At 58.9% G+C, this 22,039-nt stretch carries 22 protein-coding genes; 9 read left to right on the top strand and 13 right to left on the bottom strand.

Features of this window, described 5'->3' with window-relative positions:
* Positions 1-10: 10 nt before the first annotated feature.
* The 3 genes from HBO41_RS17735 to HBO41_RS17725 all read right to left on the bottom strand — a co-directional run bounded on the left by HBO41_RS17735 (position 11) and on the right by HBO41_RS17725 (position 2,522).
* Entirely contained in the window at positions 11-310 is a 300-nt protein-coding gene (locus tag HBO41_RS17735) for a putative quinol monooxygenase (RefSeq protein WP_017137694.1), read from the bottom strand.
* Positions 311-549: 239 nt separating this feature from the next.
* Positions 550-1,620 carry an FAD-binding oxidoreductase gene (locus HBO41_RS17730; protein WP_169987161.1) on the bottom strand — a complete coding sequence of 357 codons (1,071 nt, stop codon included), beginning with the start codon at positions 1,618-1,620 and terminating at the stop codon, positions 550-552.
* Positions 1,621-1,667: 47 nt separating this feature from the next.
* Entirely contained in the window at positions 1,668-2,522 is an 855-nt protein-coding gene (locus tag HBO41_RS17725; RefSeq protein WP_099547730.1) for an AraC family transcriptional regulator, read from the bottom strand.
* 157 nt (positions 2,523-2,679) lie between these two features.
* Here HBO41_RS17725 and HBO41_RS17720 point away from each other — a divergent pair, with 157 nt between their 5' ends.
* A complete protein-coding gene (locus HBO41_RS17720; protein ID WP_017137691.1) occupies positions 2,680-3,231 on the top strand; it encodes a GNAT family N-acetyltransferase in 552 nt (183 codons plus the stop codon).
* Here HBO41_RS17720 and HBO41_RS17715 read toward each other — a convergent pair.
* Positions 3,195-3,686: a DUF2938 domain-containing protein gene (locus HBO41_RS17715; protein WP_026013751.1), complete on the bottom strand. Its 492-nt coding sequence runs from the start codon at positions 3,684-3,686 to the stop codon at positions 3,195-3,197. The genes HBO41_RS17720 and HBO41_RS17715 overlap by 37 nt on opposite strands.
* Positions 3,687-3,767: 81 nt before the next feature.
* Between HBO41_RS17715 and HBO41_RS17710 the strand changes: the two genes are divergently transcribed.
* Complete coding sequence (locus HBO41_RS17710; protein WP_017137689.1) at positions 3,768-4,193, top strand: helix-turn-helix domain-containing protein; 426 nt, start codon at positions 3,768-3,770, stop codon at positions 4,191-4,193.
* A gap of 3 nt (positions 4,194-4,196) precedes the next feature.
* Here the strand turns inward: HBO41_RS17710 and HBO41_RS17705 are convergent, their stop codons facing one another.
* A complete protein-coding gene (locus tag HBO41_RS17705; RefSeq protein ID WP_017137688.1) occupies positions 4,197-5,081 on the bottom strand; it encodes a LysR family transcriptional regulator in 885 nt (294 codons plus the stop codon).
* Between the two features lie 119 nt (positions 5,082-5,200).
* Here HBO41_RS17705 and HBO41_RS17700 point away from each other — a divergent pair, with 119 nt between their 5' ends.
* Together HBO41_RS17700 and HBO41_RS17695 are read left to right on the top strand one after the other, a co-directional pair.
* Positions 5,201-6,586, top strand: a complete 1,386-nt coding sequence (locus HBO41_RS17700) for a M20 family metallopeptidase (protein ID WP_017137687.1) — start codon at positions 5,201-5,203, stop codon at positions 6,584-6,586.
* Between the two features lie 66 nt (positions 6,587-6,652).
* Entirely contained in the window at positions 6,653-7,942 is a 1,290-nt protein-coding gene (locus HBO41_RS17695; protein WP_017137686.1) for an MFS transporter, read from the top strand.
* Positions 7,943-7,950: 8 nt separating this feature from the next.
* Here the strand turns inward: HBO41_RS17695 and HBO41_RS17690 are convergent, their stop codons facing one another.
* On the bottom strand, positions 7,951-9,315 hold the full coding sequence (locus HBO41_RS17690; protein ID WP_169987159.1) for a hypothetical protein: 1,365 nt from the start codon (positions 9,313-9,315) through the stop codon (positions 7,951-7,953).
* A 183-nt stretch (positions 9,316-9,498) separates the two neighbouring features.
* Positions 9,499-10,284 carry a helix-turn-helix transcriptional regulator gene (locus tag HBO41_RS17685; RefSeq protein ID WP_017137684.1) on the bottom strand — a complete coding sequence of 262 codons (786 nt, stop codon included), beginning with the start codon at positions 10,282-10,284 and terminating at the stop codon, positions 9,499-9,501.
* A gap of 96 nt (positions 10,285-10,380) precedes the next feature.
* Between HBO41_RS17685 and HBO41_RS17680 the strand changes: the two genes are divergently transcribed.
* From HBO41_RS17680 to HBO41_RS17665, 4 genes are all read left to right on the top strand, one after another.
* On the top strand, positions 10,381-10,632 hold the full coding sequence (locus tag HBO41_RS17680) for a hypothetical protein (RefSeq protein ID WP_017137683.1): 252 nt from the start codon (positions 10,381-10,383) through the stop codon (positions 10,630-10,632).
* Between the two features lie 396 nt (positions 10,633-11,028).
* Positions 11,029-11,205: a hypothetical protein gene (locus tag HBO41_RS17675; RefSeq protein ID WP_017137682.1), complete on the top strand. Its 177-nt coding sequence runs from the start codon at positions 11,029-11,031 to the stop codon at positions 11,203-11,205.
* Between the two features lie 257 nt (positions 11,206-11,462).
* Positions 11,463-11,918 (top strand): GNAT family N-acetyltransferase, encoded by a 456-nt coding sequence (locus HBO41_RS17670; protein ID WP_099547725.1) that lies wholly within the window; start codon positions 11,463-11,465, stop codon positions 11,916-11,918.
* 15 nt (positions 11,919-11,933) lie between these two features.
* A complete protein-coding gene (locus HBO41_RS17665; RefSeq protein ID WP_169987156.1) occupies positions 11,934-12,953 on the top strand; it encodes an alpha/beta hydrolase in 1,020 nt (339 codons plus the stop codon).
* A 100-nt stretch (positions 12,954-13,053) separates the two neighbouring features.
* Here HBO41_RS17665 and gabP read toward each other — a convergent pair whose 3' ends face one another.
* The 4 genes from gabP to HBO41_RS17645 all read right to left on the bottom strand — a co-directional run bounded on the left by gabP (position 13,054) and on the right by HBO41_RS17645 (position 18,510).
* Entirely contained in the window at positions 13,054-14,466 is a 1,413-nt protein-coding gene (gene gabP, locus HBO41_RS17660; protein ID WP_178110952.1) for a GABA permease, read from the bottom strand.
* A 246-nt stretch (positions 14,467-14,712) separates the two neighbouring features.
* On the bottom strand, positions 14,713-16,080 hold the full coding sequence (locus HBO41_RS17655; protein WP_169987154.1) for a glutamine synthetase family protein: 1,368 nt from the start codon (positions 16,078-16,080) through the stop codon (positions 14,713-14,715).
* 72 nt (positions 16,081-16,152) lie between these two features.
* On the bottom strand, positions 16,153-17,550 hold the full coding sequence (locus HBO41_RS17650; RefSeq protein WP_169987152.1) for an aspartate aminotransferase family protein: 1,398 nt from the start codon (positions 17,548-17,550) through the stop codon (positions 16,153-16,155).
* A 168-nt stretch (positions 17,551-17,718) separates the two neighbouring features.
* Positions 17,719-18,510: an SDR family NAD(P)-dependent oxidoreductase gene (locus tag HBO41_RS17645; RefSeq protein WP_169987150.1), complete on the bottom strand. Its 792-nt coding sequence runs from the start codon at positions 18,508-18,510 to the stop codon at positions 17,719-17,721.
* A gap of 95 nt (positions 18,511-18,605) precedes the next feature.
* On the opposite strand from HBO41_RS17645, the gene HBO41_RS17640 reads away from it, so the two are divergent.
* Positions 18,606-19,511: a LysR family transcriptional regulator gene (locus tag HBO41_RS17640; RefSeq protein ID WP_017136660.1), complete on the top strand. Its 906-nt coding sequence runs from the start codon at positions 18,606-18,608 to the stop codon at positions 19,509-19,511.
* Between the two features lie 112 nt (positions 19,512-19,623).
* Here HBO41_RS17640 and HBO41_RS17635 read toward each other — a convergent pair whose 3' ends face one another.
* Entirely contained in the window at positions 19,624-21,234 is a 1,611-nt protein-coding gene (locus tag HBO41_RS17635) for a gamma-glutamyltransferase family protein (RefSeq protein WP_169987148.1), read from the bottom strand.
* A 23-nt stretch (positions 21,235-21,257) separates the two neighbouring features.
* Positions 21,258-22,037, bottom strand: a complete 780-nt coding sequence (locus HBO41_RS17630; RefSeq protein WP_053256191.1) for an amino acid ABC transporter ATP-binding protein — start codon at positions 22,035-22,037, stop codon at positions 21,258-21,260.
* Positions 22,038-22,039 lie beyond the last annotated feature (2 nt).

Raw genomic sequence — 22,039 nt, 5'->3', positions numbered from 1 at the left:
GACGAATGGCTCAGTTCGACACTTGCTCAAGGAAAATCAGCTGCAGCGGCTCGCTAAGCAAGTCGTCGGCCGTGGCTGCAAATTGCTTGAAGTACGGCGTGGCAAAATGCGCATCGAGGGCCGCCTGGTCCTTGAACGACTCACGCATGTAGAAGGTGCCGGGGGCGTCGCGCAGCTCAAACAGCACATAGTCGAGGTTACCGGGCTCGGTGCGCGTTGGCGCAACCAGGGCCAGCAGGCCGTGTTTGAGTGCCTGCTGTTTGCCAGGTTTGGCTTTGAGTACGGCGATGGAAACCAAGGGTTTTGACACAGGGGTCGCTCCGTCAGGGGAATGGCTCGCACAACCTGCAATCAACAGCGCAAGCAGCGTCACACCCGTAGAAGTGATGAGGTTTTTAAATACCATGTTGATATACGCCGCAGGTGGTTAAGGAGAAACCCAGCGTAATGAAACCCCGGCTGCGTTAGCCATCCGCTCGGGGCGCATAGACTTTCAATGGAATGTTGAAAGTGATTGAAACGGCAGCTGACGATAAAAGGTTCTGACGCTCACACCCGAAAACGCATCGGCCGAAAGTTGCCCAGCAATGGCGAAGCGACACCGGTGATCAGCTCTTCGCTCAAGAGCCGCGCCAAGGTGGGCGCCAGGGTCAAGCCTGGATGGGCGCTCAAGATATAAAGCCCGCCGTCGTCGCCCGCTGGCCCCACAATAGGCAGGTGGTCGTCAGACAGCGGTCGCCACCCCACCGCTACGGACTTCAGCGCGATGGATTGTGCACCGTTCAACTGCCCACGAATGGCCTCAAGGGCTCTGAGCCCAATGGCATCGGGGCCATTTTCGGGCGTATCGTCGATGTAGTCTTCAGCCGCAATCAGCGTACAGGTGTCGCCTTGACGAGCCTCCATTTCGGCGTTCGAAACAATGCCATTGAGCAGCGCCTGCGCCACTTCAAACTTCAACAGAATCGCCGGAGACGGTCGAATGGGCAGATGCAGGCTTTGGCCAACTAAAAGATCAAGCACTCCCAAGCCCGCAGCCAGTACCGTTTTTTTGCCATACCAATTGCCTGCCTGCGTACTGACGCCCACAACCTGGCCATTTTCAACGAGCAACTGGCTGACTGCACAATCGCAGACTACCCGTGCGCCAAAGCCTTCAGCGGCCAGAACCAGGCACTCAATGGCTTCGACCGGCGAGATGATCCCTGCCGCCTGCGTATAACGGGCGTGAAGAGGCGGGTGAGCAAGATTGGGCTCCAGTGCTCGGATTTCAGCCTGCGAAACCGTACGCGGTTGAAGGGAAGAAAGGTTCAGGCCCGCTGCTGATGCTTGGGGATTTTCCGGGCAGACGCCATAGGTCAATTCTGCACACCAACGCAACGGGAACGATGGCAACGCAGCCTGAAGGTGGTGGTAATCATCCATCACGTTTTGCGCCAGATGCTGCACGGGTTCAATCAACGCACTGGCATTGATCCACCCAAAGGCATGGCCGCTGGCACCGCTGGCAGGCCGGGCTTCTTCAATAAGCATCACGCGCTGCCCGGCCTTGGCGCTGTAATAGGCCAAAGCCGCACCATGAATGCCGGCCCCCACAATAATCAGATCGTATTGGTTCATTAAAACAACTCCCTTGCCTGGTACTTGCTTCTTCCCTGGGCCGCAGATCAACCCTGCCCGCTTGCCGCATGCTGATGCCTGCGATAGCCGGAAAGTGAAACCCCGGTTTGACGCTTGAAATAGCGGCACAAGTAGGAAGCATCGGCAAAGTTGAGAGCGTCCGCCACACGACCAATCGCCAGGTTACTGTAAGAAAGAAGCGCCTTGATCTCCAGGGTGACCTGCCGATCGATCAAGCCCTTGGGGCTGTCATTGAAAAACGCCTTGGTCAGCTGCGACAGGTAGAACGGCGTGATACTCAACGCATCGGCGTAGAACTTCACTTCTCGATGACGGGTGCAATGCTTGCCAATCAGCTCCCAGAACCGCCAACTGAGCATTTCCTTGCGGCTGAACGCCCGACCGCCCGCTGGTTGGGCCGGAAGTTGTTCGGCGATCTTCAGGAAAAACGTCTGCAGCTGGTTGCGCAGCATGATGTGCCGGTAAGTGGGACAGTTGCCCGCGATGTCGCGCATCTGTGCGACCCAGCCCTCTATCAGCGGCCTGTGGCACGGGGCAAGCACGCAATGGGGATGGTCATGCAAAAACACAAACAAGGGGTTTGGCAGTGGGTAGGCCACCTCCGCTGCAAAGCGTTTGGGTATCAGGCAAAAAAACACGTTGAACTGGCGTGAGTGGCGCTTGAACAAGGCAATCGTGTCCTCAGCCAGAACCAGCACATCACCGCGCCTTACCGCATGCTCTTTGAAATTCAGAGTAAGGCGCGCACTGCCCGACAGGCATACCAGCAAGGTCAGGTACGCATGACCGAAAGCGAGCGGCAGCCCCAGCCCTTCGGCCAAGGTGGTCTCGCCCATCAGTAGCGGGTCATCGGGGGAAGAAAGTTTCGGAATGTGATGCATTAAGCCTCAGCGCTGCAACCTGCAAGAGCGTAAATCCTATCATCAGCGGACAGAGGAGTTTCGATAAGTACCGAAATCGCCAAGGTACTGGCGTGTACCGATCAGGCGCCTGTCACTAGGCTGTGCCAAACGAACCCATCGCTGACGGACACAGGCCATGCCACTGAACACACAACGACTCTTGCTGCGCCCCTGGCAAGACACAGACGCCGCCGACCTTTACGAATATGCCAAGGATACCCGCGTCGGCCCCATCGCTGGGTGGCCGCCGCACACCAGTGTGCAGAAAAGTGCCGAGATCATCCGCACCGTCTTCAATCACCCAGAAGTCTACGCCGTCGAACTCAAAGAGAACCACCGCACGGTGGGCTGCGTGGGCATCCTGATCGGCAGCCACAGCAACTTTGAGATCAGCGAGCGTGAAGGTGAAATCGCCTACTGGATCGGCGTGCCGTACTGGGGCAAAGGCCTGATCCCCGAAGCCGTGCGCGAAGTGATGCGACACGCCTTTGAAACCTTGCACCTTGAAGCGCTCTGGTGTGGTTACTTTGCCGATAACACCCAGTCCTGTAGCGTTCAATCGAAGTGTGGCTTTCGCGTTCATCACACCGAGGAAAACCGTTACAACGCCTTCTTCGACGATTATCGGACCGAGCACATCAGCCGTATCACTTACCAGCAGTGGCTGGAACATACTCCAGCCAGATAAAGCCCCACGCCGAACACCGCATGACTGATCAGACTGCGCAGGCAGTTCTTGCCCGGCGTGGGTGTCCTGGAGGAGGCAAACCCCGCGCCCATGGCAGGTTGTATGACACACAGCGGGACAGCCACGGTGGCGATACCCAGCACCAATGCCGGCATGAATGTGGGCGCCTGCAACCAGTCGACTCCTTCTATCCCCACCAGCAGCAGCGCAAACACAATCCCGGTGACGTAGTGCGCGATCCAGCCCAGGGCGACCTCGCCCTGCACGGGCGCCGCTTGGGCAATGCTGCGATGGGTAAACTGCCCTTGGCACGCATGCCCGACCCAGCGCCCCACGAAGGCGAAATTCAGCGTGGGCACCTTCAGTGCCTTCATCAACAGCATCCACATATCCATCACGACCGTAGCCCCGGCCCCCAATAAAATTACCTGTGCAGCCACGTGCAGCGATGCCATATCGACCTCTAATTCATGGACCCATTTAACCTGCGCAGGCATCATAGAAGTTGAAGTCAACTTCAAGTCAAGGGTCTGGTAATGGATATCACTGAGGTGGTCAAACGCACGGGCGTGCCGGCTCACACCTTGCGTTTTTATGCGAAGAAAGGGCTCATCACCTCCATCAGCCCGCCCGGCGCTCGCCGTCAGTTTGGCGCGGCGGTGATTGAGCAGTTGGCGGTGATCGCCCTCGGCCAGGCGGGCGGCCTGTCGCTGGACGAGATACAGGCCATGCTGTCCCCCAATGGCCAGGCCACGGTGGACAGAACGCTGCTGCTGGCCAAGGCCGATGAACTCGACGCGACGGTCAAACAACTGCAAGCCATGAGCCGCGGCTTGCGCCACGCTGCGGCCTGCCCTGCTCCCGACCACGCGCAATGCCCGAACTTTCGGCGGTTACTCGACATTGCCGCCGCGGGGGCGTTCAAGCGTGCCAGGCACGCGGGCGCGAGCCTGACACGTTAGTGTTCAGTTGACCCGTTGCAGGCAGCCGATCAAGGTCTCGATAAAGCCTTGCAACGAAACGGGCAGCGTACGTTTAGGCATAGTCAGCACCTGAATGGTGCGGTCGGAAAATCGCGAGTTCGACAGCGGCACCGAGACCAGGTCACTGCTGTCGTTCACCCGCTGGCTGATCGCACCACCAAACGCGATGGTGTCGGAATGGCGAACAAACTCATGGATCGCGCCGGAGTAGTTGCAGGTCATTACATGGTTGAAGTGCAGCCCTTCCATTTCGCACACCAGATCGAACAACTGCCGCAGAGTCGTACCTTTTGGGGTCAGCGCCAAGGGGAACGGCAGCAGCGCACGCAGCGGCAATGTCTTGAGCGTCGACAGCGGATGACCGGCACGCATCAGCGCGCGAATGGCCGAGCGACTTGAGTAGAGGATCTCGACGCCATCAGTGGGCGCGGTGCTGAACGTCAGCCCTACATCGGCATCGCCACGTTTGATTTTTTCTGCGCACTCAAGCGGCGACATCACCTCCAGCACGTACTGAAAGGCAGGGGCTTGCTGGTAGTGCTGGATCAGCACATGGGGCAGGAAATAACGCGAAAGGCCCTCTGTGGACACCAGGCGAATTACCCGCGCACCAGGGTAATCGCCGCCGCGCAGCTCCGACAGCAACGCTTGCTCTTCTAACGACGCACGTCGGGCATGGTGGGCCAGTGCGTTACCCGCCGCCGTCGGCTCCATGCCCCGTGGCCGACGCTCGAACAACGCCACGCCGACACTCTCTTCCAGCAACGCGATCTGGCGGCTGACCGCGCTGGGCGCGATGTGCAAGCGCTCACCAGCGGCGGCCAGGGAGCCAGAATCGAATACGGCCAGAAAGTAACGGTAATCCACGGGTGTCTTCCTTAAAAAAGCATCTATTAATTAGAAGCCAGTCTTCAAAAAACAGCAATATACAGTCTGCTAGGTGACTTCTATATTGGCCTGAATCTTTTAGCCGTATCGGAACGCTCATGTCCAAGCAACAGGCACTTGCCAGTGTTCGCCAGCACTTCTCTGCCGGCCATTTCGAAACCGACCTGCGTCGCCGTGTGGCGATTCGCAGTGAAAGCCAGGCACCCAGCCAGGCGCCCGAATTGGCGCGCTATCTGCACGAGGAAATGCAACCGGCGCTGGAGCGCATGGGCTTTGCCTGCCAGCCGCTGCACAACCCGACAGGCGCAGGCCCATTGCTGTTCGCTGAGCGCCACGAAAGCGCCGACCTGCCGACCGTGCTCACCTATGGGCATGGCGATGTGGTCCTGGGTTACGCCGAGCAATGGCGTGAAGGCCTCGACCCTTGGGTGCTGACGATAGAAGGTGATCGCTGGTATGGGCGCGGCACCGCCGACAACAAGGGCCAGCACAGCATCAACCTGGCGGCGCTGGAAGCGGTGATTAACGCTCGCCAGGGGCGCCTGGGGTTTAACGTCAAGGTGCTGTTTGAAACCGGGGAAGAATGCGGTTCGCCCGGTTTGCGTGAGGTCTGCACGGCTCACCAGGCGCTGCTGCACGCCGATGTATTTATCGCCTCGGACGGTCCACGCCTGAACGACAGCCGCCCGACGCTATTTCTCGGTTCTCGCGGTTCGGCACTGTTCTCCTTGCAGGTGCAGGCCCGCGACAAAGGCCTGCACTCTGGCAACTGGGGCGGCGTGATGTCCAACCCCGCCATAGTGCTGGCTAATGCATTGGCCAGCCTGGTGGATCAGCATGGCCGCATTTGCTGCCGAGGGCTGGTACCCGCTTCGATCCCCGACTCGGTGCGTGACGCCATTCATGACCTGGGCATCGATCAACATGCGCTCGGCCGCCCACTGGATGTGGATTGGGGTGAGCCAGGGCTGACCCTGGGCGAACGCCTGTTTGCCTGGAACACCCTGGAGATTCTGGCGTTTACCGCCGGCAACCCTGCCAAGCCGGTGAATGCTATTCCACCGTCAGCCATCGCGCATTGCCAACTGCGTTTTGTGGTCGGCACCGACTGGCAGAACCTGGAACACCTGTTGCGCGAGCACCTGGATGCGCAGGGTTTTCACAGCGTGAACATCGTGATCGATCGGTGCACACCCAGCACGCGCCTGGACCCGGACAATGCCTGGGTGCGTTTCGCGAAAAAAGTCATCAGCGACACCACGCCCAGGCAGGTCGCGGTACTGCCCAACCTTGCCGGTACGCTGCCAAACGACATTTTCGCCGATGTGCTGGGGCTGCCCACCGTGTGGGTTCCGCACTCCTACCCCGGCTGTTCGCAGCATGCGCCCGATGAACACCTGCTGGGTTCGGTGGTACTCGAAGGCCTGCAGATCATGACGGCCCTGTTCTGGGAACTGGGCGACATCGCGCACTCGCGCGCCTGATAAAAACAATGGGCTCGACCCTTTGCCTCCGCCGCTCACACACTTACAAAACCAGGAGCGTCGAACATGACAGCGTTATCACCTACCCTTGTGACACCGGCAACCGACCCGGCCAAATCCATCTGGAAACCGGTCGGCGCCGCCTTGATCGGCAACACCCTCGAATGGTTTGACCTGTCGGTCTACGCCTACTTTGCGTTGACCATCAGCAAGGTATTCTTCCCCGCCGCCGACCCGGCCGTCTCGTTGTTCCTGGCCTTCGCAACCTTCGGTATTTCGTTCCTGATTCGCCCCTTGGGCGCTGCGGTGCTGGGCTCGTATGCCGACCGCCAAGGGCGCAAGAAAGCCTTGAGCCTGTCCATATTGCTGATGCTGATCGGCACCGCCATGATCGCGGTAATGCCGGGCTATGCAAGCATCGGAATCATCGCACCCATCGGCATTTTGTTTGCCCGCCTGCTGCAAGGTTTCTCCGCCGGCGGCGAGTTTGGCAGTTCAACCGCGTTCATGATGGAACACGCGCCGCAAAAGACCCGCAACTTCGTCGCCAGCCTACAATTTGCCAGCCAGGGTTTTGGTGTGGTGATTGCCTCGCTGTTCGGCTACTTCCTGACCACCTGCCTTAACGATCAACAGATGCTCGACTGGGGTTGGCGCGTGCCGTTTTTCTTTGGTTTGATCCTGGGTCCGGTGGGGCTTTATATCCGCCGCACGGTGGAGGAGTCCCCCGACTTCAAGGAAAGCGAGCCGGGCTCGCAGCCGTTAAGGGACGTACTGTATTCACAGAAGACCTTGTTGCTGGTGGCCATGGGCGTGTTGATCGTGTCGACGGCCTCCAACTTCATGATCAAATACATGCCGTCCTATGCCGCCACCACCTTGAACATACCCCAGTCATCGGGCTTTTTGGCGACCCTGACCGGGGGCTTGATCCTGACCCTGGTCACACCGGTTGTCGGCTTCATTACCGGCTTTGTCAGCCGTATCAAGATCATGCTGTGGGCCTCGATCCTCTATATGTTGATGATCGTTCCGGCGTTCATGTGGCTCAATACAGTTCCCAGTGCCACGTCGCTACTGCTGGTTGTGTCGATGATGGCGTTGATCAAGGCCGTGTACTTCGCACCACTGGCCTCACTCATGGCCGATGTGTTCCCGGTGCAGACCCGCGTCACGGGCATGTCGCTGAGCTACAACCTGTCGGTGACGATTTTCGGCGGGTTTGCGCCGGTGATCGCCACGGGGCTGATCGCGCTGACAGGTTCGCAACTGGCCCCCAGTTTTTATCTGATCCTGGCGGCCGCCCTGAGCATCAGTGCCTTGTGGGTCGCCAAACGAAAGTTAAAACTGCGATAGCAACGCGCCTACCAGAACCAATAAGGCAGAAACTTGGGGGTCGGCTCATCGGCCAACTCCAGGTGGTAAGTAATCGAATTAAAGAAGAACATATCCAGGACCAGGAAGGCGGCAGCACCAAAACACAACAGTACGAACTCCCGGTGTGGATGTACATGAAACCGTGACGTCACCCAAGGGCGAATGGCAATAAGGCTGATCAACCCGACACACGCGCCAAGATAGTTAGGCCGCAGCGGCGTCGCTGCAAACACGCCATAGAGGAAGGCAAGTAACAGCATGCCCAGGCCGACCATAGTTAAGTTGAGGCAGAACTTCAGCAATTTGTCGCGGGTACTTGCAAAGCGCTGGCTGCGATCCACGAAGATATACGCGGCCAATAATGAAATCGCCGGCGTAATCGAAAGAATGTAACGCGCTTTCTTGGAACTTGGAATCGTGAACAGTACGATCACTACCAATAACCAACCCGTCAGGTACAGCAGCATCTGAGTGGCCGGCGCCGGCGAGCGATCCAAGAAGTGTTTGCCCGTCTTGATGATCACGTTTAATGCGATAAAGGCTGTGACGCCATAGGTGAGCAAGCCTGCAGAGAAGTAGAAGTAATAACGCGGGGCGTGATCAGTGCCAAAGCGCCCCAAGCCTTGCATAACCAGCACCTCTTGCACAAAAGCCTGCCCACCTTGCAGGTAGGCCGCGCCGCTCAGCACTGTGATACCTACGGCCAGCACCAGGCCTGCGAGCAAGCAGAACACCACCAGCAGGCGCCATTGTCGACTTAACAGATAATAGGAGGCGACCACGCCCGCCGGGCCGATCAGGCCAATAGGGCCACGAAAGGCAAAGCCCAGCGCCAGGCCCAGGAGTACCGGCAGCACATGAAAACGGTGCGGGTGCAGTTGGCCCGCATAAGCCAGGTAAAAACACATCACGGTAAACAGCGCCGGGTAGATGTCCAGCGCCAAGGAATTCACGCCGTCCAGAAATGACCAGGTAAACAGCGCAAAGACCACCGCATAGGCGCCCCATTTTTTTTCGTGCAGGGCACCCAGCTTGTAAATAAACACCAGCATCAAGGCAGCCGCCACGCAAAAAGGCAGCCCCATCGACAGTATGGATACACGCCCAAACGGCAAGGAAACCAGGTACACAAGCAGTGTATTGAGCACCGTGTAATCGGGGTATGGCTGCAGGTCATCAGCAATGGGAAACAGTGTCACGCCATGGGCGAGCATATACTCGGCAAAGTCGACAAAGCGTGTGGTGTAGTTGAGCACGGCCGGTTTGTATTGCAGCACAGCCAATACAATAAACGCCACTATAAATATTGATGAACAGGGCTTGTTTACAGCCAGTTCCTTTAGCCTTTTCATGCGCGCCTGCTGCCTGTCGAAAACGCGCAGGCTAGCATGTTGTTTTTTCGCTCATCCAGACTGCAAAGGTAAAGAGTTGTAAAGGTTATACGCCCTGTTTATTCAGTTTAATTCGACCTGAACAACAGCTGAATAACCATCATTAAAAGTGCAAACCACTAACTTCAGGTATTGATTTTTTACTCATAAACTCTCATGCGTTGTGAAGTAACGCCCAGGCGTCACCCCAAACGTGCGGCGAAACAGCGCGATAAAAGCACTGACGTTGTCATAGCCCAACTCCAGCGCCACACGCGTGACCGGCACACCCGCCGCCAGCCTCTCCAGCGCGCGCAACAAACGCACGCGCTGGCGCCACGCGGTGAAACTGAACCCCGTTTCCAGCGCAAAGCGACGTGTCAGTGTGCGCGGAGCGATGCCCGCCCATGTCGCCCATTCCTGCAGGTGGCGCTCGTCATCCGGGCAATCGGACAGCGCCTCAGCGATCTTGCGCAGGCGCGCATCCTGAGGCATCGGCAAGCCCAGGGTCACACGCGGCAAGGTTCGAATCTCATCCACAATCACCCCGGCCAAGCGTTGCTGCGCAGCATCCAGTTCAGGGCTCTGCCAGGCGGCAGCGCGCATCACCGCCTCGCGCAAAAGGCCGGAGGTGGCCAGGATGCAAGGCGTATCCGGCAGCTCGACACAGCCCTGCGGCGACACGTAGACACTCCACCCCGCGAAGGGACCATGGGAGCGCGCGCCATGGGCGACATTCGGCGGGATCCACACCGCATGGGTCGCCGGCACCACCCACTGGCTGACGCCGGCGTCCACCGATAACAAGCCCTGGCGTGTGCCCAGCAACTGCCCACGCGCATGGCAATGGCGTTCGGTGATACGCGGTTCAGCGCCCACTCGGACCACGGCGACAACCAGCGGGTCATCGACAGCCGTTAATACCGAAGTGGGAATCAGCGGAGCGGACATAAGTGGCCTTAGCGGACTATTGATTGTCTTCAATAGCGTACCTAGGCCACATTGGTGCGTCTATAGTCGCAGCCTCAACTCCCAGGAATACACCGCATGCGCGCCGAAGAACTGTTGCCCGATGACCAGAACCAGACTGAACGCCACGGCGTTGTGATCCGCAAAGGCAGCGTCGGAGCCTTTCTGGTGAATGCCCAGGCCTGGTGTGATCCAAACACCGATGCACACCTGCGAACCGTCGCCGAGCAGGACCTGCTGGCGTTGCTCCCGGCGTTACGTGCCCTTGGGCTGTTCGAGGTGTTCAGGATTCGAGACCCGCAGTTGCAGCGCCTGGTGGATCAGTATTGAGCGCACGACTGGCGGACGGGTTGCTACCAGGATGCGGCCGATCTGCTGGCGCAATACGCACGTGCGGATGGCGGCGCGCAGCTGAGTTAAAACAACCCAGCCTACGTAATGCCAGCCAGTTAAGCGTTCGAGCTGACAATCACTGACCCGTGGCGAGGGCGATTGGCCCCGCTGGAGTGCGTAGCAGTCCCATTTTTGGGGCCGCTTCGCGCCCCAGCGGGAGCAAGCTCCCTCGCCACAGTTGCGAGGCGACAAAACTCAGACCACTGTTTATCCACACAGCATAAAAAATGAAGCACGCTTGCGCTGTAGAAAAATAGCGCTATGACGGCAGTCATACGCTTCGGGCCATGTCGACCCGCATTCAAGCACGCACTTTACTTAAGGATGAGTATCATGAACGACGACTTGCAGCAGTCAGGCGCTACCACTACCACCCAGGCCACCGTCTCGCAGGAGCAGATCAAAGCCGCAAGAGTCCTGGATTTCACCTGGACACCTGACGCCAACACGACCAGCACCATCGTCTCGACAGATTACATCGACTACCAGGTTGATACCTCCACACGTTAGCAACCCAGGGGTGCGAACAAATACGCTCAATCCACTCGATGAGCTGCAAGCCAGTACCTTCCAGGACGGCCCGGTCTTCCTGGCATTGCGCGTCAGGCCTGGTGCTTGACACGCTGACAGCAAAGCGCTGGCCAAGGAGGCGCTCAAGGCCAGCGCTGGCTGTATGCTGCTGATGCACTTGCCCGCTGTTCTTTTTTTGAACACTGCAAACGCCTTCAACACTAATACATTACCCATTCGCCCCAACGGTGATTCCAATGGCCCAAGACCGACACTCGCCGGCCCATGAAAACCGGCTAATCCGCCAGGCCACGCCTGATGATGTGCGCGCCCTGGTGGAGTTGGACGCCTACGCCACAGCCCACGCTCATCGACGCGTGTTTATCCATGACGCGGTAATTAGCCAGCGATGCCTGGTCGTCGTCATTGCCGGTGAATGCACGGGCTACCTGGTGTTGACTGATGAGTTTTTCAGCTACGACTTTGTTGCGCTGGTGGTTGTGTCGCCGATACATCAACGCCAGGGTCTGGCGCTGCAATTATTGGCGGGCGCAGAAGCGTTGTGCAAAACGCCCAAGTTGTTTGCGTCAACCAACGCCTCCAACCTGGCGTCCCAGGCCATGCTCGCCAAGGCCGGGTTTATACCGAGCGGGCGAATCGAGAACCTTGATGAGCATGACCCTGAGCTTGTCTATGTAAAGTTCGTGCGCTAATCAGGAGGATTTCCTTTGACCACTTCCACGCTGACTTCGCGTTTTTACAGCACGCCCCGCCATACCACGCACTATCTGGAGTCGGGCCCGGCCGATGGGCCGTTGATGATCTTCCTGCACGGCTGGCCAGAACTAAGCCTGATCTGGCGCGCGCAGATCGAGGCGTTCGCTGCCCAAGGCTGGCACTGCGTTGCACCCGACATGCGCGGCTATGGGGGCTCCTCTGCGCCCTCCGACATCAACGCCTACACCCTTGCACACATCGTGGCTGACATGGCAGAGCTGCATGACCATCTCGGTGGCGCACCCGCCATCTGGGTGGGCCATGATTGGGGCAGCGTGGTGGCAGGTGAACTGGCCGCCCATCAACCGCAGCGCAGCCGTGGCGTGGTGCTGGTGTCGGTGCCGTACTTCCCGAGCACCAATGCACTGCCCACGCTCGTCCCGCTGGTGGACCGAACGCTCTATCCGGCGGACCAGTACCCTGACGGTCAATGGGATTACTACCGCTACTACAACACGCACTTTGCGTCTGCTGTCGCTGATCTTGATGCGGATAAAGCCGCATCGCTGGCGTCGATTTATCGGCGAGGCGACCCGGCGAATATCTCCAAGGTGACGTCAAATGCCGAAGTGACCCGCAAAGGTGGACGGTTTGGCGAGGCGCATCGGGCGCCACCTACTCGACCAGACCTGGCGCTATGGCCGCAGGCGGACTTCGCTGCACTGGTACGCAGTTTCGAAGAGCATGGTTTCCGCGCGCCCTGCGCGTGGTATCTGAACGACGATGCCAATATCGACTATGCGCACCGAGCGCCCGATGGCGGTCGCCTGTCATTGCCCGTGTTGTTTGTGAACGGCGACTACGACCCGATGAATACCATCAAGGGCAATCGGTTGGGCGACCCCATGCGCGCGGCTTGCGCAGACCTCAGTGTAACCAGCTTGTCCGGCGGGCATTGGTTGCCGGTGGAGTGCAAGACGGAACTGGTTGAGGCTATAAGCACTTGGCTGCTGGGTAGAAAACTCGGGTGACGGTCGAGACAAAAAAACACCGAAGTGTCTATTACGTAAATCGCAGGCAAAAAAACCACTCACCCCTGGATAAGCCAATAACAGTGCGCCGACCGTGCTTTCATGGGCGCGAGACGGCGGGAATCGGTTTTTGTACAGAGTGGGGCTCCCGCGCGGTGATGACGCCGACCAGTGATATCAGCAAGGCCAGGCCGATCGTCGAAGACACCTCGAAGCGATGCTCGGGCGTTAAAAGCATCACCGCCAATGCACAGCAGATAAATACAATTACCGCCCAGGTGAGCCAGGGAAACAGCCACATTTTGAACGTCAGCAGAATATTGCGCTGTTGCAATACCTTGCGCATGCGCAATTGTGAAACGGCGATCACCAGGTACACCAGCAAGGCGATGGCGCCCGAACTGGCCAGCAAAAACTGGAACAGCCCAGCCGGCATGAAGTAACTGAGCAAGGTCACGCCCGCGCCCAGGATGGTGCTGGCGATCACCGCAGCCCTGGGCACACTCTGTGCCGAGGTCTTTTTCATCAAGGCTGGCGCGTCCCCACGCTTGCCCAGTGAATACAGCATGCGCGAAGCAATGTAGATGGAGGAGTTCATGCAACTGGCCACCGCAATCAACACGACGACATCCACCAGCAGCTTGGCATGGGGAATGTTCATCAACTCCAGTGCACGCTGATAAGAGCCGACCGACGCCAGCAACGGGTCATTCCAGGGCACCACGGAAATAACCACGAAGATCGATAACACGTAAAACACGCCGATGCGCCACATCACCGAACGTGTCGCTCGGGCGATATTCTGCGCCGGGTTGCTGGACTCCGCAGCCGCAATAGTGACGGCTTCAGTGCCGATAAAACTGAACATGATGGTAATGAATGCGCCGACGACGGCCGACAAACCATTAGGCGCAAAGCCTCCATGCTCATCCATCAGTCGGCTCAAACCGCTGGCCTCCCGTTCGGGAATCCAGCCCATCAACACCGCGCCCCCCAGGCCGATAAAACCTATGATCGCCACCACCTTGGCCATCGCGAACCAGAACTCGAATTCGCCGTACTTGGACACACTGAACAAGTTGGTAACCACCAACAAAAAGATCGATAACAAGGCAAACAGCCAAGCGTCGATCTGCGGGAACCACTGGTTGAGAATATGCCCGGCGGCCAATGCTTCGATGGGAATCACAAGCACCCAGAACCACCAGTAAAGCCAGCCGATGGTGAACCCGGCCCAGCGGCCGATGGCTTGATCGGCATAGGTTGAGAAGGAGCCTGTGTCGGGGTTGGCGACCGCCATCTCTCCCAACATTCGCATTACCAGCACCACCAGCAGGCCGGAAAACAGGTAGGCCAGCATCACCGCCGGGCCCGCCGCCGCAATGGCATGCCCAGACCCGACAAACAACCCCGCGCCGATAATCCCTGCAATGGAGAGCATGGTGACGTGACGCGGCTTGAAACCCTGCGCCAGCTGGCCGCTTGCATCCTTCGAACTTGGGCTGTTGATCATTCTTATTGTTCTCTGTGATCGGCTTTAAGACGTTCTGACTATAGGGTCAGGCGATCATCATTCTCCAATGACGAGTCACAATACGCGGCCTTCCAACCGCAAAAATAGCCTCATAACGGCACACTAGTGCCTGATATCGACATGCAGTGCGCTTCATAAGGCACAACACGTGTCACATTGAGTTGATCCAGCACCTCAGCAGACGTGCGCGGAGCGCCGTGCAATCCCAAACTGACGGGCCAGCATTTATGCGTGAGTGAGGTACCAGCGCCAGTCCTGTTCTCCGACTTCAGCATTGAATTGACGGAACTCGCGCCACTTGATCGCCAGGAACACCTTCAGGAACTCAGCGCCCAGCGCCTCACGTGCCCAGGTTGAACGTTGCAGTGCCTGCAAGGCTGTCAGCCAGTCGGTGGGTAGAAAATCGGTCGCCTGTTCATAGCCATTCCCCACAATCGCCGCGCCGGGATCGCTTTCATGCGTGATGCCGTAGTGAATGCCCGCCAGTAACGCGGCAGCGGCGAGATAGGGGTTGGCATCGGCACCGCAAATGCGGTGTTCGATATGCCGACTGATTGCAGGGCCGCCGGGCACGCGGAACGAAACGGTACGGTTGTTGACGCCCCAACTTTTAGCCAGCGGCGCGTAACTACCGGTTTGAAAGCGTCGATATGAATTGGCGTGGGGGCAAAATATCGCCAGAGCGTCAAACAAGGTCTCCATCATCCCGCCGATGGAGTGCCGCAACAATGGCGTGCCCTGTGGGTCTTCGCTCGCATACAGGTTATTGCCGTGCTCGTCGGCAAGGCTGACGTGCAGGTGCATACCGCTGCCGGCCTGATCGCTGAATGGCTTGGCCATGAAGCACGCTTGCAGCCCATGTTTGTTGGCCACACCCTTGACCAGGCGTTTGTAACGTACGCCTTCATCAATGGCCTGGAGTGCGTCGAACCGATGCTCCAGCGTCAACTCGACCTGGCCTGGCGCGTACTCGGATATCGCCGTACGTACCGGCAAGCCCTGCAGCGCGCACGCCGCGTAGAGGTCATCCAGAAACGGTTGCAGCTGCTCCAGCTCGTAAACGCCATAAACCTGTGGTGCAACAGGGCGTACGCCATTGGCCTGCAACGCCGGCTGCGGCCGACCGTTGACGTCGCGTTGTCGGTCCAGCAGGTAAAACTCCAACTCAACGGCCATGACCGGATGAAATCCATCGGCTTTCAGCCGCTCGATGGTGCTCACCAGTACGTGGCGCGGGTCCGCCGGTGCGGCGGGAATACCTTGGGTCGGGTGCATGCTCACCTGCACTTGACCGGTGGGGTTGGTGCGCCAGGGTTGCAAGGTCAGGCTTCCCGCCAAGGGGTATGTCCAACAATCGGCGTCAGCAACCTCCCAGACCAAGCCTGTGTCTTCTACGTCTTCACCCTGCACGGTCAAGGCGAGAATGGAACTGGGCAATGGCCGACCATTTTCGTAGATCGCCAGCAGTTCGTCGCGATGCAACAGTTTGCCCCGTGGAACGCCATTCGCGTCGATAAGGAACAACTCGATGCTCAGCACTTCAGGGTGGGCCGCCAGATAATCCAGGGCCTCTTTTTTATCCGCAAATTGCATGTCAAACCTCTTAGCGCTCATTCAAGCGACTGGCAGTATGTAAGAACAATGGCGTTTTCAGACGTGCCGTTATCAAGCGATAACCCGCGCGCCAGGCAGGGCAAGCAGCGTGGTCAGCGCGTTATCCAACTCAGCGATCAGCCGGTCGATATCCGCATCACCTGTTTGCGGACAGCACAGGGTCATGTTGTGAAAAGGCGTGATCAGGATTCCGCGATTGATCAAATAGAGATGCAACGCCATTTGAAGGCTGTCGTGAAAAGCCGCCTCAGCTTGCGCGCCTGTTCTTGGCGGTGTGGCACAGAATTGAAATTCACAACGCGCGCCCAACTCTGTTACCGACCAGTTCAGTTGGTGCCGCTTGAACAACCCTCGAAATCCCTGGGCCAGCCTTGAGGCCAGCGCCAGCATGTGCTCGTATGCAGACTCGGTCATGACCTCTTCGAGACTGACGCGCATGCAACGCATCGCCAGTGCGTTGGCGGACAGCGTCGTTCCCATGCCACTGTGGCCATGCCCACCGCTCTCCTCGCTGATGGTCTTCTGGACGTCGCGCATGGCCGAGGCGATTGGCTCGCTAACGCCAAACACCGCGCAAGGCACGCCACCTGCAATGGGTTTACCCACCACAAAAAAGTCGGGTTTCAAATCCCACTGGCGCGTGCATCCACCGAGGCCGGTGGAAATAGTGTGGGTCTCATCAATGACCAACAGGCTGCCATATTTAAGGGTCAGCTCTCGACACGTTTGCATGAACCCCGGATCCGGCAGGACCATGCCAATGTTCGTCATCGCCGGCTCGCACATCAGCGCGCACACATCACCCTGAGCTAACGCCGCCTCCAGTGCGGCGACATCGTTGAAGGGGATGGAGCGACTGTATTGGCTCAAGTCGTAGGCTTGGCCCACAAGACCTGAACGGTGCACTGTCTTGCCGTCGCGGTAGCGCACCATCACGTCATCCACGGTGCCGTGGTAGCAGCCATCGAACACCAGCAAGACCTTGCGCCGGGTGATAGCGCGCGCCCAGCGCAGCACATAACGGTTGGCGTCAGTCGCATTGGCGGTCACTTGCCAGTAAGGCAGCTCGAATCGCTCAGCCAGCAACTCACCGCAGACCACCGCGTCTTCGCCCGGCAGCATCGTGGTCAAGCCATTGTTCGCCTGTTCGGCTATGGCGCGGGCAACAGGATCAGGTGAATGGCCAAACATCGTGCCGGTGTCGCCGAGGCAAAAATCGATGTATTCATGACCGTCGACATCGGTGAAGCGCGCCCCTTTGGCACGCTGAACGAAGAGCGGCGAAGGCATCGACCAGTCGCTCATCCAGTGCATGGGCACACCGTTGAACAGATTCGCCTTGGCGCGCTCGGCAAGCGCCAGTGAAGTGGGGTTGTTTTGTATAAACCGGGCACGCTCGGAGGCGGTAAAAGCAGCAATCGCTGATTCACTGATTCCACTTTTCGACATGATCAATACCCCATGTTAATTATCAAATTAATTAAAAGTCCGTTGCTGACTGACAGCCGGATACGGCTCAAAGAACTCATAGGTTCTTTGATACATCACGCTTTTATAAATCTCGGTTATCGCCCCCGCCCACCCTCGTGGATTGAGCGCGCTGGCGCGTATTCAAACTTAATAATCGCCGTGAGGGGCTTTGTTCTCGACCAGACAGTTCCCGCCATCCACCACAAGGACGTCCCCTGTGATGTAACTGGCGTCAGGCGATGCCAGAAATGCAACCGCCGCCGCCACTTCGCGGGGGCTGCCTGCGCGCCCAATCGGGGTGAAACGCCCCGCCTCGGCTTCAACGGGGGTGGTTGAACCCGTGGTGATCCAGCCGGGGGCCACGCTGTTGACGGTAATCCCCTGGCTGGCGACTTCAAGCGCAAGCCCCATGTTCATGCCCACCATCGCTGCCTTGGCGGCGCTATAAGCGGCTTCCCCCGGATTGCTCCCGCGGGTGCCCGTGGTGGAACTGATATTGACAATGCGCCCGTAGCTTCTCGCCTTCATACCGGGCAACACGGCTCGGGTCAGCAGAAAGGCAGTGGTCAGGTTTCGGGCCAGTGAAAGGTTCCAGTCATGCAGTTCCATCGACGCCAATTTCGAGAAAATCTCAGGGCTGCCGTGCATGGACATCCCGGCATTGTTCACCAGAATATCGACCCGTCCCCAGACTGACTCTGCCCACAGGCTGAATTCACGCACCAAGTTTTCATCAGTGAGGTCTACAGGTCGGCCTTCAACTTCAAACCCTTCACGGCGCAGCTCTTTAACCCGATCCACAATGCGGTTGCTGCTGGCAGTGATGATCAACTTCGCTCCGGATGCACCTAGCCTGCGAGCAATAGCCATGCCGATCCCGGATTCACTCCCGGCACCACTGACGAGTGCAACATACCCTCTCAATTGCGTATCCAACATGGTGTGCCCCACGTACTTCATTTGAAAGAGAGTAGAAACTAGGCGAATAAATCTGATACATAAAGACAATCATCATCAGAAAATCTGACAACCCCATGGCGTTTACCAGTGAGTCACTTAAGATTTTCCTTTCGGTCATCGACAGCGGATCCTTTTCGGCGGCGGCGCGAAAATTAGGCCGGGTCCCCTCGGCCGTCAACATGGCGGTGTCGCAGCTTGAAGCAGAGCTGGATTTGTTGCTGTTTGACCGATCAACTCGCAAAGCCATTCCTACCGCCGCCGCCAAGGCACTTGAGCCCCAGGCACGACAGGTCGCGAGCCAGATCAACCTGCTGGATGCGCATGCCCTCCAGCTGCATCAGGGGTTGGAGGAACGCTTGGTCTTTGCGATGGCGCCGGAGTTGCAAACAGGCGTATGGAATCGTCCGCTGTCGATTATCGCCAGGGAGTTTCCCACGCTTGAAATCGAGATTCGCTCCGCGTCCCATCCGGAGGCAATGCGCATGCTCCATGAAGGGCGTGTGCAATTGGCACTTGGATTTGAACGACCAGGGCTTGACGAGCGGGAAACATTTCTTGAGGCGGGGAGCCAGTTGTTAGTCGCGGTTGCTGCTCCGGATCACCCTGCGGCCGCCGGCAAAAAAAGCCCCTTGAGTGAGGAGCAACTGGTCAACGTCAGGCAGATCATCGTCGCGACCGGAGGACCTGCAGACTCTGATCCACGTGTTGTGCTGTCGCGGCGGATTTGGCACAGCGACAATTATCTGGCCACGCTGGACCTGGTGCAGCAAGGATTAGGCTGGGCATATCTTCCAAAATCGCTGGTACACCCTCTCATCACGTCAGGCGCATTGACGGAGGTGGTGTTTGACTACATGCCGAGTCAGATGCGGCTATGGGTCGATATCATCTGGGTAAAAAACCGGCCCCTGGGACTGGGCGCGCTTCGTTACCTGAGCCTGATACGCGAAATTACGCAGGGCGAGCCTCGTCGTATTTGATGAGTCAAAGTGCACATTGAGGCTTGCGGCGGCGCCAACCCGCCGTCGCGAAGATCAAACAACTCATCACCCCGTCATTATTGGCCGTCTGGCCCAGCGCTTGTGTAGCCGCTCACCAAACCGCGATATGAGAGTCCGCCCTTGGCTCAGTGCCCCCGCACAACACGCCGGTGGCCGGGTCACGCAGGATGATCTGCCCACGCCCGTAGTCGGTCAGGTCGCTGTCGGTCTGCACCTTGTGCCCACGTCGCGCCAGCGCATTGACCAGGTCGCGGGACGCGCCGTGTTCGATGCCGACCTTCATGTCGCCCAGCCATTGCCAGCGCGGTGCGTCGAGGGCCGCCTGGGGGTTGAGGCCGAAGTCCACCAGGTTCATCACCATCTGCACATGGCCCTGGGGCTGCATGTAGCCGCCCATCACGCCGAACGGGCCAAGGGCCTGGCCGTCCTTGCTGAGAAAACCCGGGATGATGGTGTGGAAGGTTTTCTTGCCCGGTGCCAGGCAATTGGCATGGGACTCATCGAGGCTGAATTCCTGCCCGCGGTTCTGCAAGGCGATGCCGCTGTCGGGCAGCACCACGCCGGAGCCGAAGCCGTGGTAGTTGCTCTGGATGAACGAAACCATATTGCCTTCGGCGTCGGCGGTCGCCAGGTACACCGTGCCGCTGGCATGGGGGGTGCCGGGTTTGGGCGGCTGCGCCTGCTCGCCGATCTCGCCACGGCGACGGGTGCTGTAGTCGTCACTCAGCAGGTCGGCCACCGCCACGCGCATGTGCGCAGGGTCGGTGATGTAATGCAGGCCGTCGCTGTAGGCCAGCTTCATGGCTTCCAGCTGGCGATGCCAGGTTTGCTGGCTGTCGCGGTGATCGAAGTTGAAGCCTTCGAGGATCTTCAGCGCCATCAGTGCAACCAGGCCCTGGCCGCTCGGCGGGATTTCCCAAACATCCACGCCCCGGTAATTGATCTGGATCGGCTCCACCCACTGCGCGCGGTAATCCTTGAGGTCGCTGGCGCGCAGGTAACCACCGCTGGCGCGCGAATGCGCATCCAGGCGCTCGGCCAGCGCGCCGCGATACAGGCTTTCGCAGCCGGTGGCGGCGAGTTCTTCCAGGGTACGGGCCTGGGCCGGGTTGCGGAAAATTTCGCCTGCCCGGGGCGCGCGACCGTCGATGAGGAAGGTGTCGAACCAGGCTTGCAGCACGTCATCGCGGTGCGGGCTGAATTCGTTCAAGGAGATCTGCCATTGATGGGCAACCACCGGCGACAACGGGAAACCGTCGCGCGCCAGGCTGATGGCCGGCTGCAGCAAATCGGCAAACGGCAATTTACCGAAGCGTTTGGACAACTCGGCCCACGCCGACGGGCAACCGGGCACCGTCACCGAGGTCCAGCCGTACAACGGCATCTGTTGATGCCCCGCCGCCTTGACCGCCTCGATACTCAAGGCGGCCGGCGCATGGCCGTTGCCGTTCAGGCCATGCAACTGCCCCTTGCACCACACCAGCGCAAAGGCATCGCCACCCAGTCCACAACCGGTGGGCTCTACAACGGTCAGCGCAGCGGCGGTGGCGATGGCGGCATCAATGGCGTTACCGCCCTTCTGCATGATTTCGATGCCGGCCTGAGATGCCAGCGGTTGCGAGGCGGCGACCATGCCTCGACGCGCGAACACGCTCTGGCGTTGCGAGGAATAGGGGTATTCGTGAGCGGAGAATTTCAACATGGCAAAGGCTCTTCAAAAAAAGGTCATAACACGCGGCTGAGAAACGCCCGGGTACGCGGATGGCTGGGATGGCTGAAAATCTGTTCCGGCGGCCCTTGTTCGATCAGCTCGCCCTGGTCGAGCACCACCACGCGGTCGGCCACTTCACGGGCAAAGCCCATTTCGTGGGTGACCACCACCATGGTCATGCCCTCCTCGGCCAGCTCCTTCATCACCTGCAGCACTTCGCCGACGGTTTCCGGGTCGAGGGCGCTGGTGGGTTCGTCGAACAGCATCGCCTGGGGTTTCATCGCCAGCGCACGGGCAATCGCCACCCGTTGCTGCTGGCCACCGGAGAGCATCGACGGATAGTGGCTGGCCTTGTCCGCCAGGCCGACCCGCGCCAGCAAGCCCCGAGCCTGTTCCAGCGCCTGGGCACGCGGTACGCCGAGCACCTGGATCGGTGCTTCGATGATGTTTTCCAATGCAGTCATGTGCGGGAACAGGTTGAAGCGCTGGAACACCATGCCGATGTCGCGGCGCTGACGGGCGATGTTGCGCTCCGAATCACGCACCAGGCTGCCATCGGCGCGTTCGCGATAGCCCATGGCGCGGCCGTTGACGCGAATGCGCCCGCCCTGGATGTCTTCCAGCAGGTTGATGCAGCGGATAAAGGTGGTCTTGCCGGAGCCGGAGGCGCCGATCAGCACCACTACTTCGCCGCGCCGCACCTGCAGGGAGATGCCCTTGAGGATCTGCAACTCGCCGAACGACTTCTGGATATCCTGTGCGTCAATGATCAGCTCTTCACTTTGGTGCGCCATGG

The organism is Pseudomonas sp. WS 5146 (assembly GCF_012985495.1).
Taxonomy (GTDB): domain Bacteria; phylum Pseudomonadota; class Gammaproteobacteria; order Pseudomonadales; family Pseudomonadaceae; genus Aquipseudomonas; species Aquipseudomonas edaphica.
Note: the sequence above shows the minus strand (reverse complement) of the source record. Positions and strands in the feature narration are given on the sequence as shown.

Excerpts from the sequence above, each read along its gene's own strand:
- HBO41_RS17730 (WP_169987161.1), bottom strand. The coding sequence starts at position 1,620 with ATGAACCAATACGATCTGATTATTGTGGGGGCCGGCATTCATGGTGCG.
- HBO41_RS17725 (WP_099547730.1), bottom strand. The coding sequence starts at position 2,522 with ATGCATCACATTCCGAAACTTTCTTCCCCCGATGACCCGCTACTGATG.
- HBO41_RS17720 (WP_017137691.1), top strand. The coding sequence starts at position 2,680 with ATGCCACTGAACACACAACGACTCTTGCTGCGCCCCTGGCAAGACACA.
- HBO41_RS17715 (WP_026013751.1), bottom strand. The coding sequence starts at position 3,686 with ATGGCATCGCTGCACGTGGCTGCACAGGTAATTTTATTGGGGGCCGGG.
- HBO41_RS17710 (WP_017137689.1), top strand. The coding sequence starts at position 3,768 with ATGGATATCACTGAGGTGGTCAAACGCACGGGCGTGCCGGCTCACACC.
- HBO41_RS17700 (WP_017137687.1), top strand. The coding sequence starts at position 5,201 with ATGTCCAAGCAACAGGCACTTGCCAGTGTTCGCCAGCACTTCTCTGCC.
- HBO41_RS17695 (WP_017137686.1), top strand. The coding sequence starts at position 6,653 with ATGACAGCGTTATCACCTACCCTTGTGACACCGGCAACCGACCCGGCC.
- HBO41_RS17690 (WP_169987159.1), bottom strand. The coding sequence starts at position 9,315 with ATGAAAAGGCTAAAGGAACTGGCTGTAAACAAGCCCTGTTCATCAATA.
- HBO41_RS17685 (WP_017137684.1), bottom strand. The coding sequence starts at position 10,284 with ATGTCCGCTCCGCTGATTCCCACTTCGGTATTAACGGCTGTCGATGAC.
- HBO41_RS17680 (WP_017137683.1), top strand. The coding sequence starts at position 10,381 with ATGCGCGCCGAAGAACTGTTGCCCGATGACCAGAACCAGACTGAACGC.
- HBO41_RS17675 (WP_017137682.1), top strand. The coding sequence starts at position 11,029 with ATGAACGACGACTTGCAGCAGTCAGGCGCTACCACTACCACCCAGGCC.
- HBO41_RS17670 (WP_099547725.1), top strand. The coding sequence starts at position 11,463 with ATGGCCCAAGACCGACACTCGCCGGCCCATGAAAACCGGCTAATCCGC.
- gabP (WP_178110952.1), bottom strand. The coding sequence starts at position 14,466 with ATGATCAACAGCCCAAGTTCGAAGGATGCAAGCGGCCAGCTGGCGCAG.
- HBO41_RS17655 (WP_169987154.1), bottom strand. The coding sequence starts at position 16,080 with ATGCAATTTGCGGATAAAAAAGAGGCCCTGGATTATCTGGCGGCCCAC.
- HBO41_RS17650 (WP_169987152.1), bottom strand. The coding sequence starts at position 17,550 with ATGTCGAAAAGTGGAATCAGTGAATCAGCGATTGCTGCTTTTACCGCC.
- HBO41_RS17645 (WP_169987150.1), bottom strand. The coding sequence starts at position 18,510 with ATGTTGGATACGCAATTGAGAGGGTATGTTGCACTCGTCAGTGGTGCC.
- HBO41_RS17640 (WP_017136660.1), top strand. The coding sequence starts at position 18,606 with ATGGCGTTTACCAGTGAGTCACTTAAGATTTTCCTTTCGGTCATCGAC.
- HBO41_RS17635 (WP_169987148.1), bottom strand. The coding sequence starts at position 21,234 with ATGTTGAAATTCTCCGCTCACGAATACCCCTATTCCTCGCAACGCCAG.
- HBO41_RS17630 (WP_053256191.1), bottom strand. The coding sequence starts at position 22,037 with ATGGCGCACCAAAGTGAAGAGCTGATCATTGACGCACAGGATATCCAG.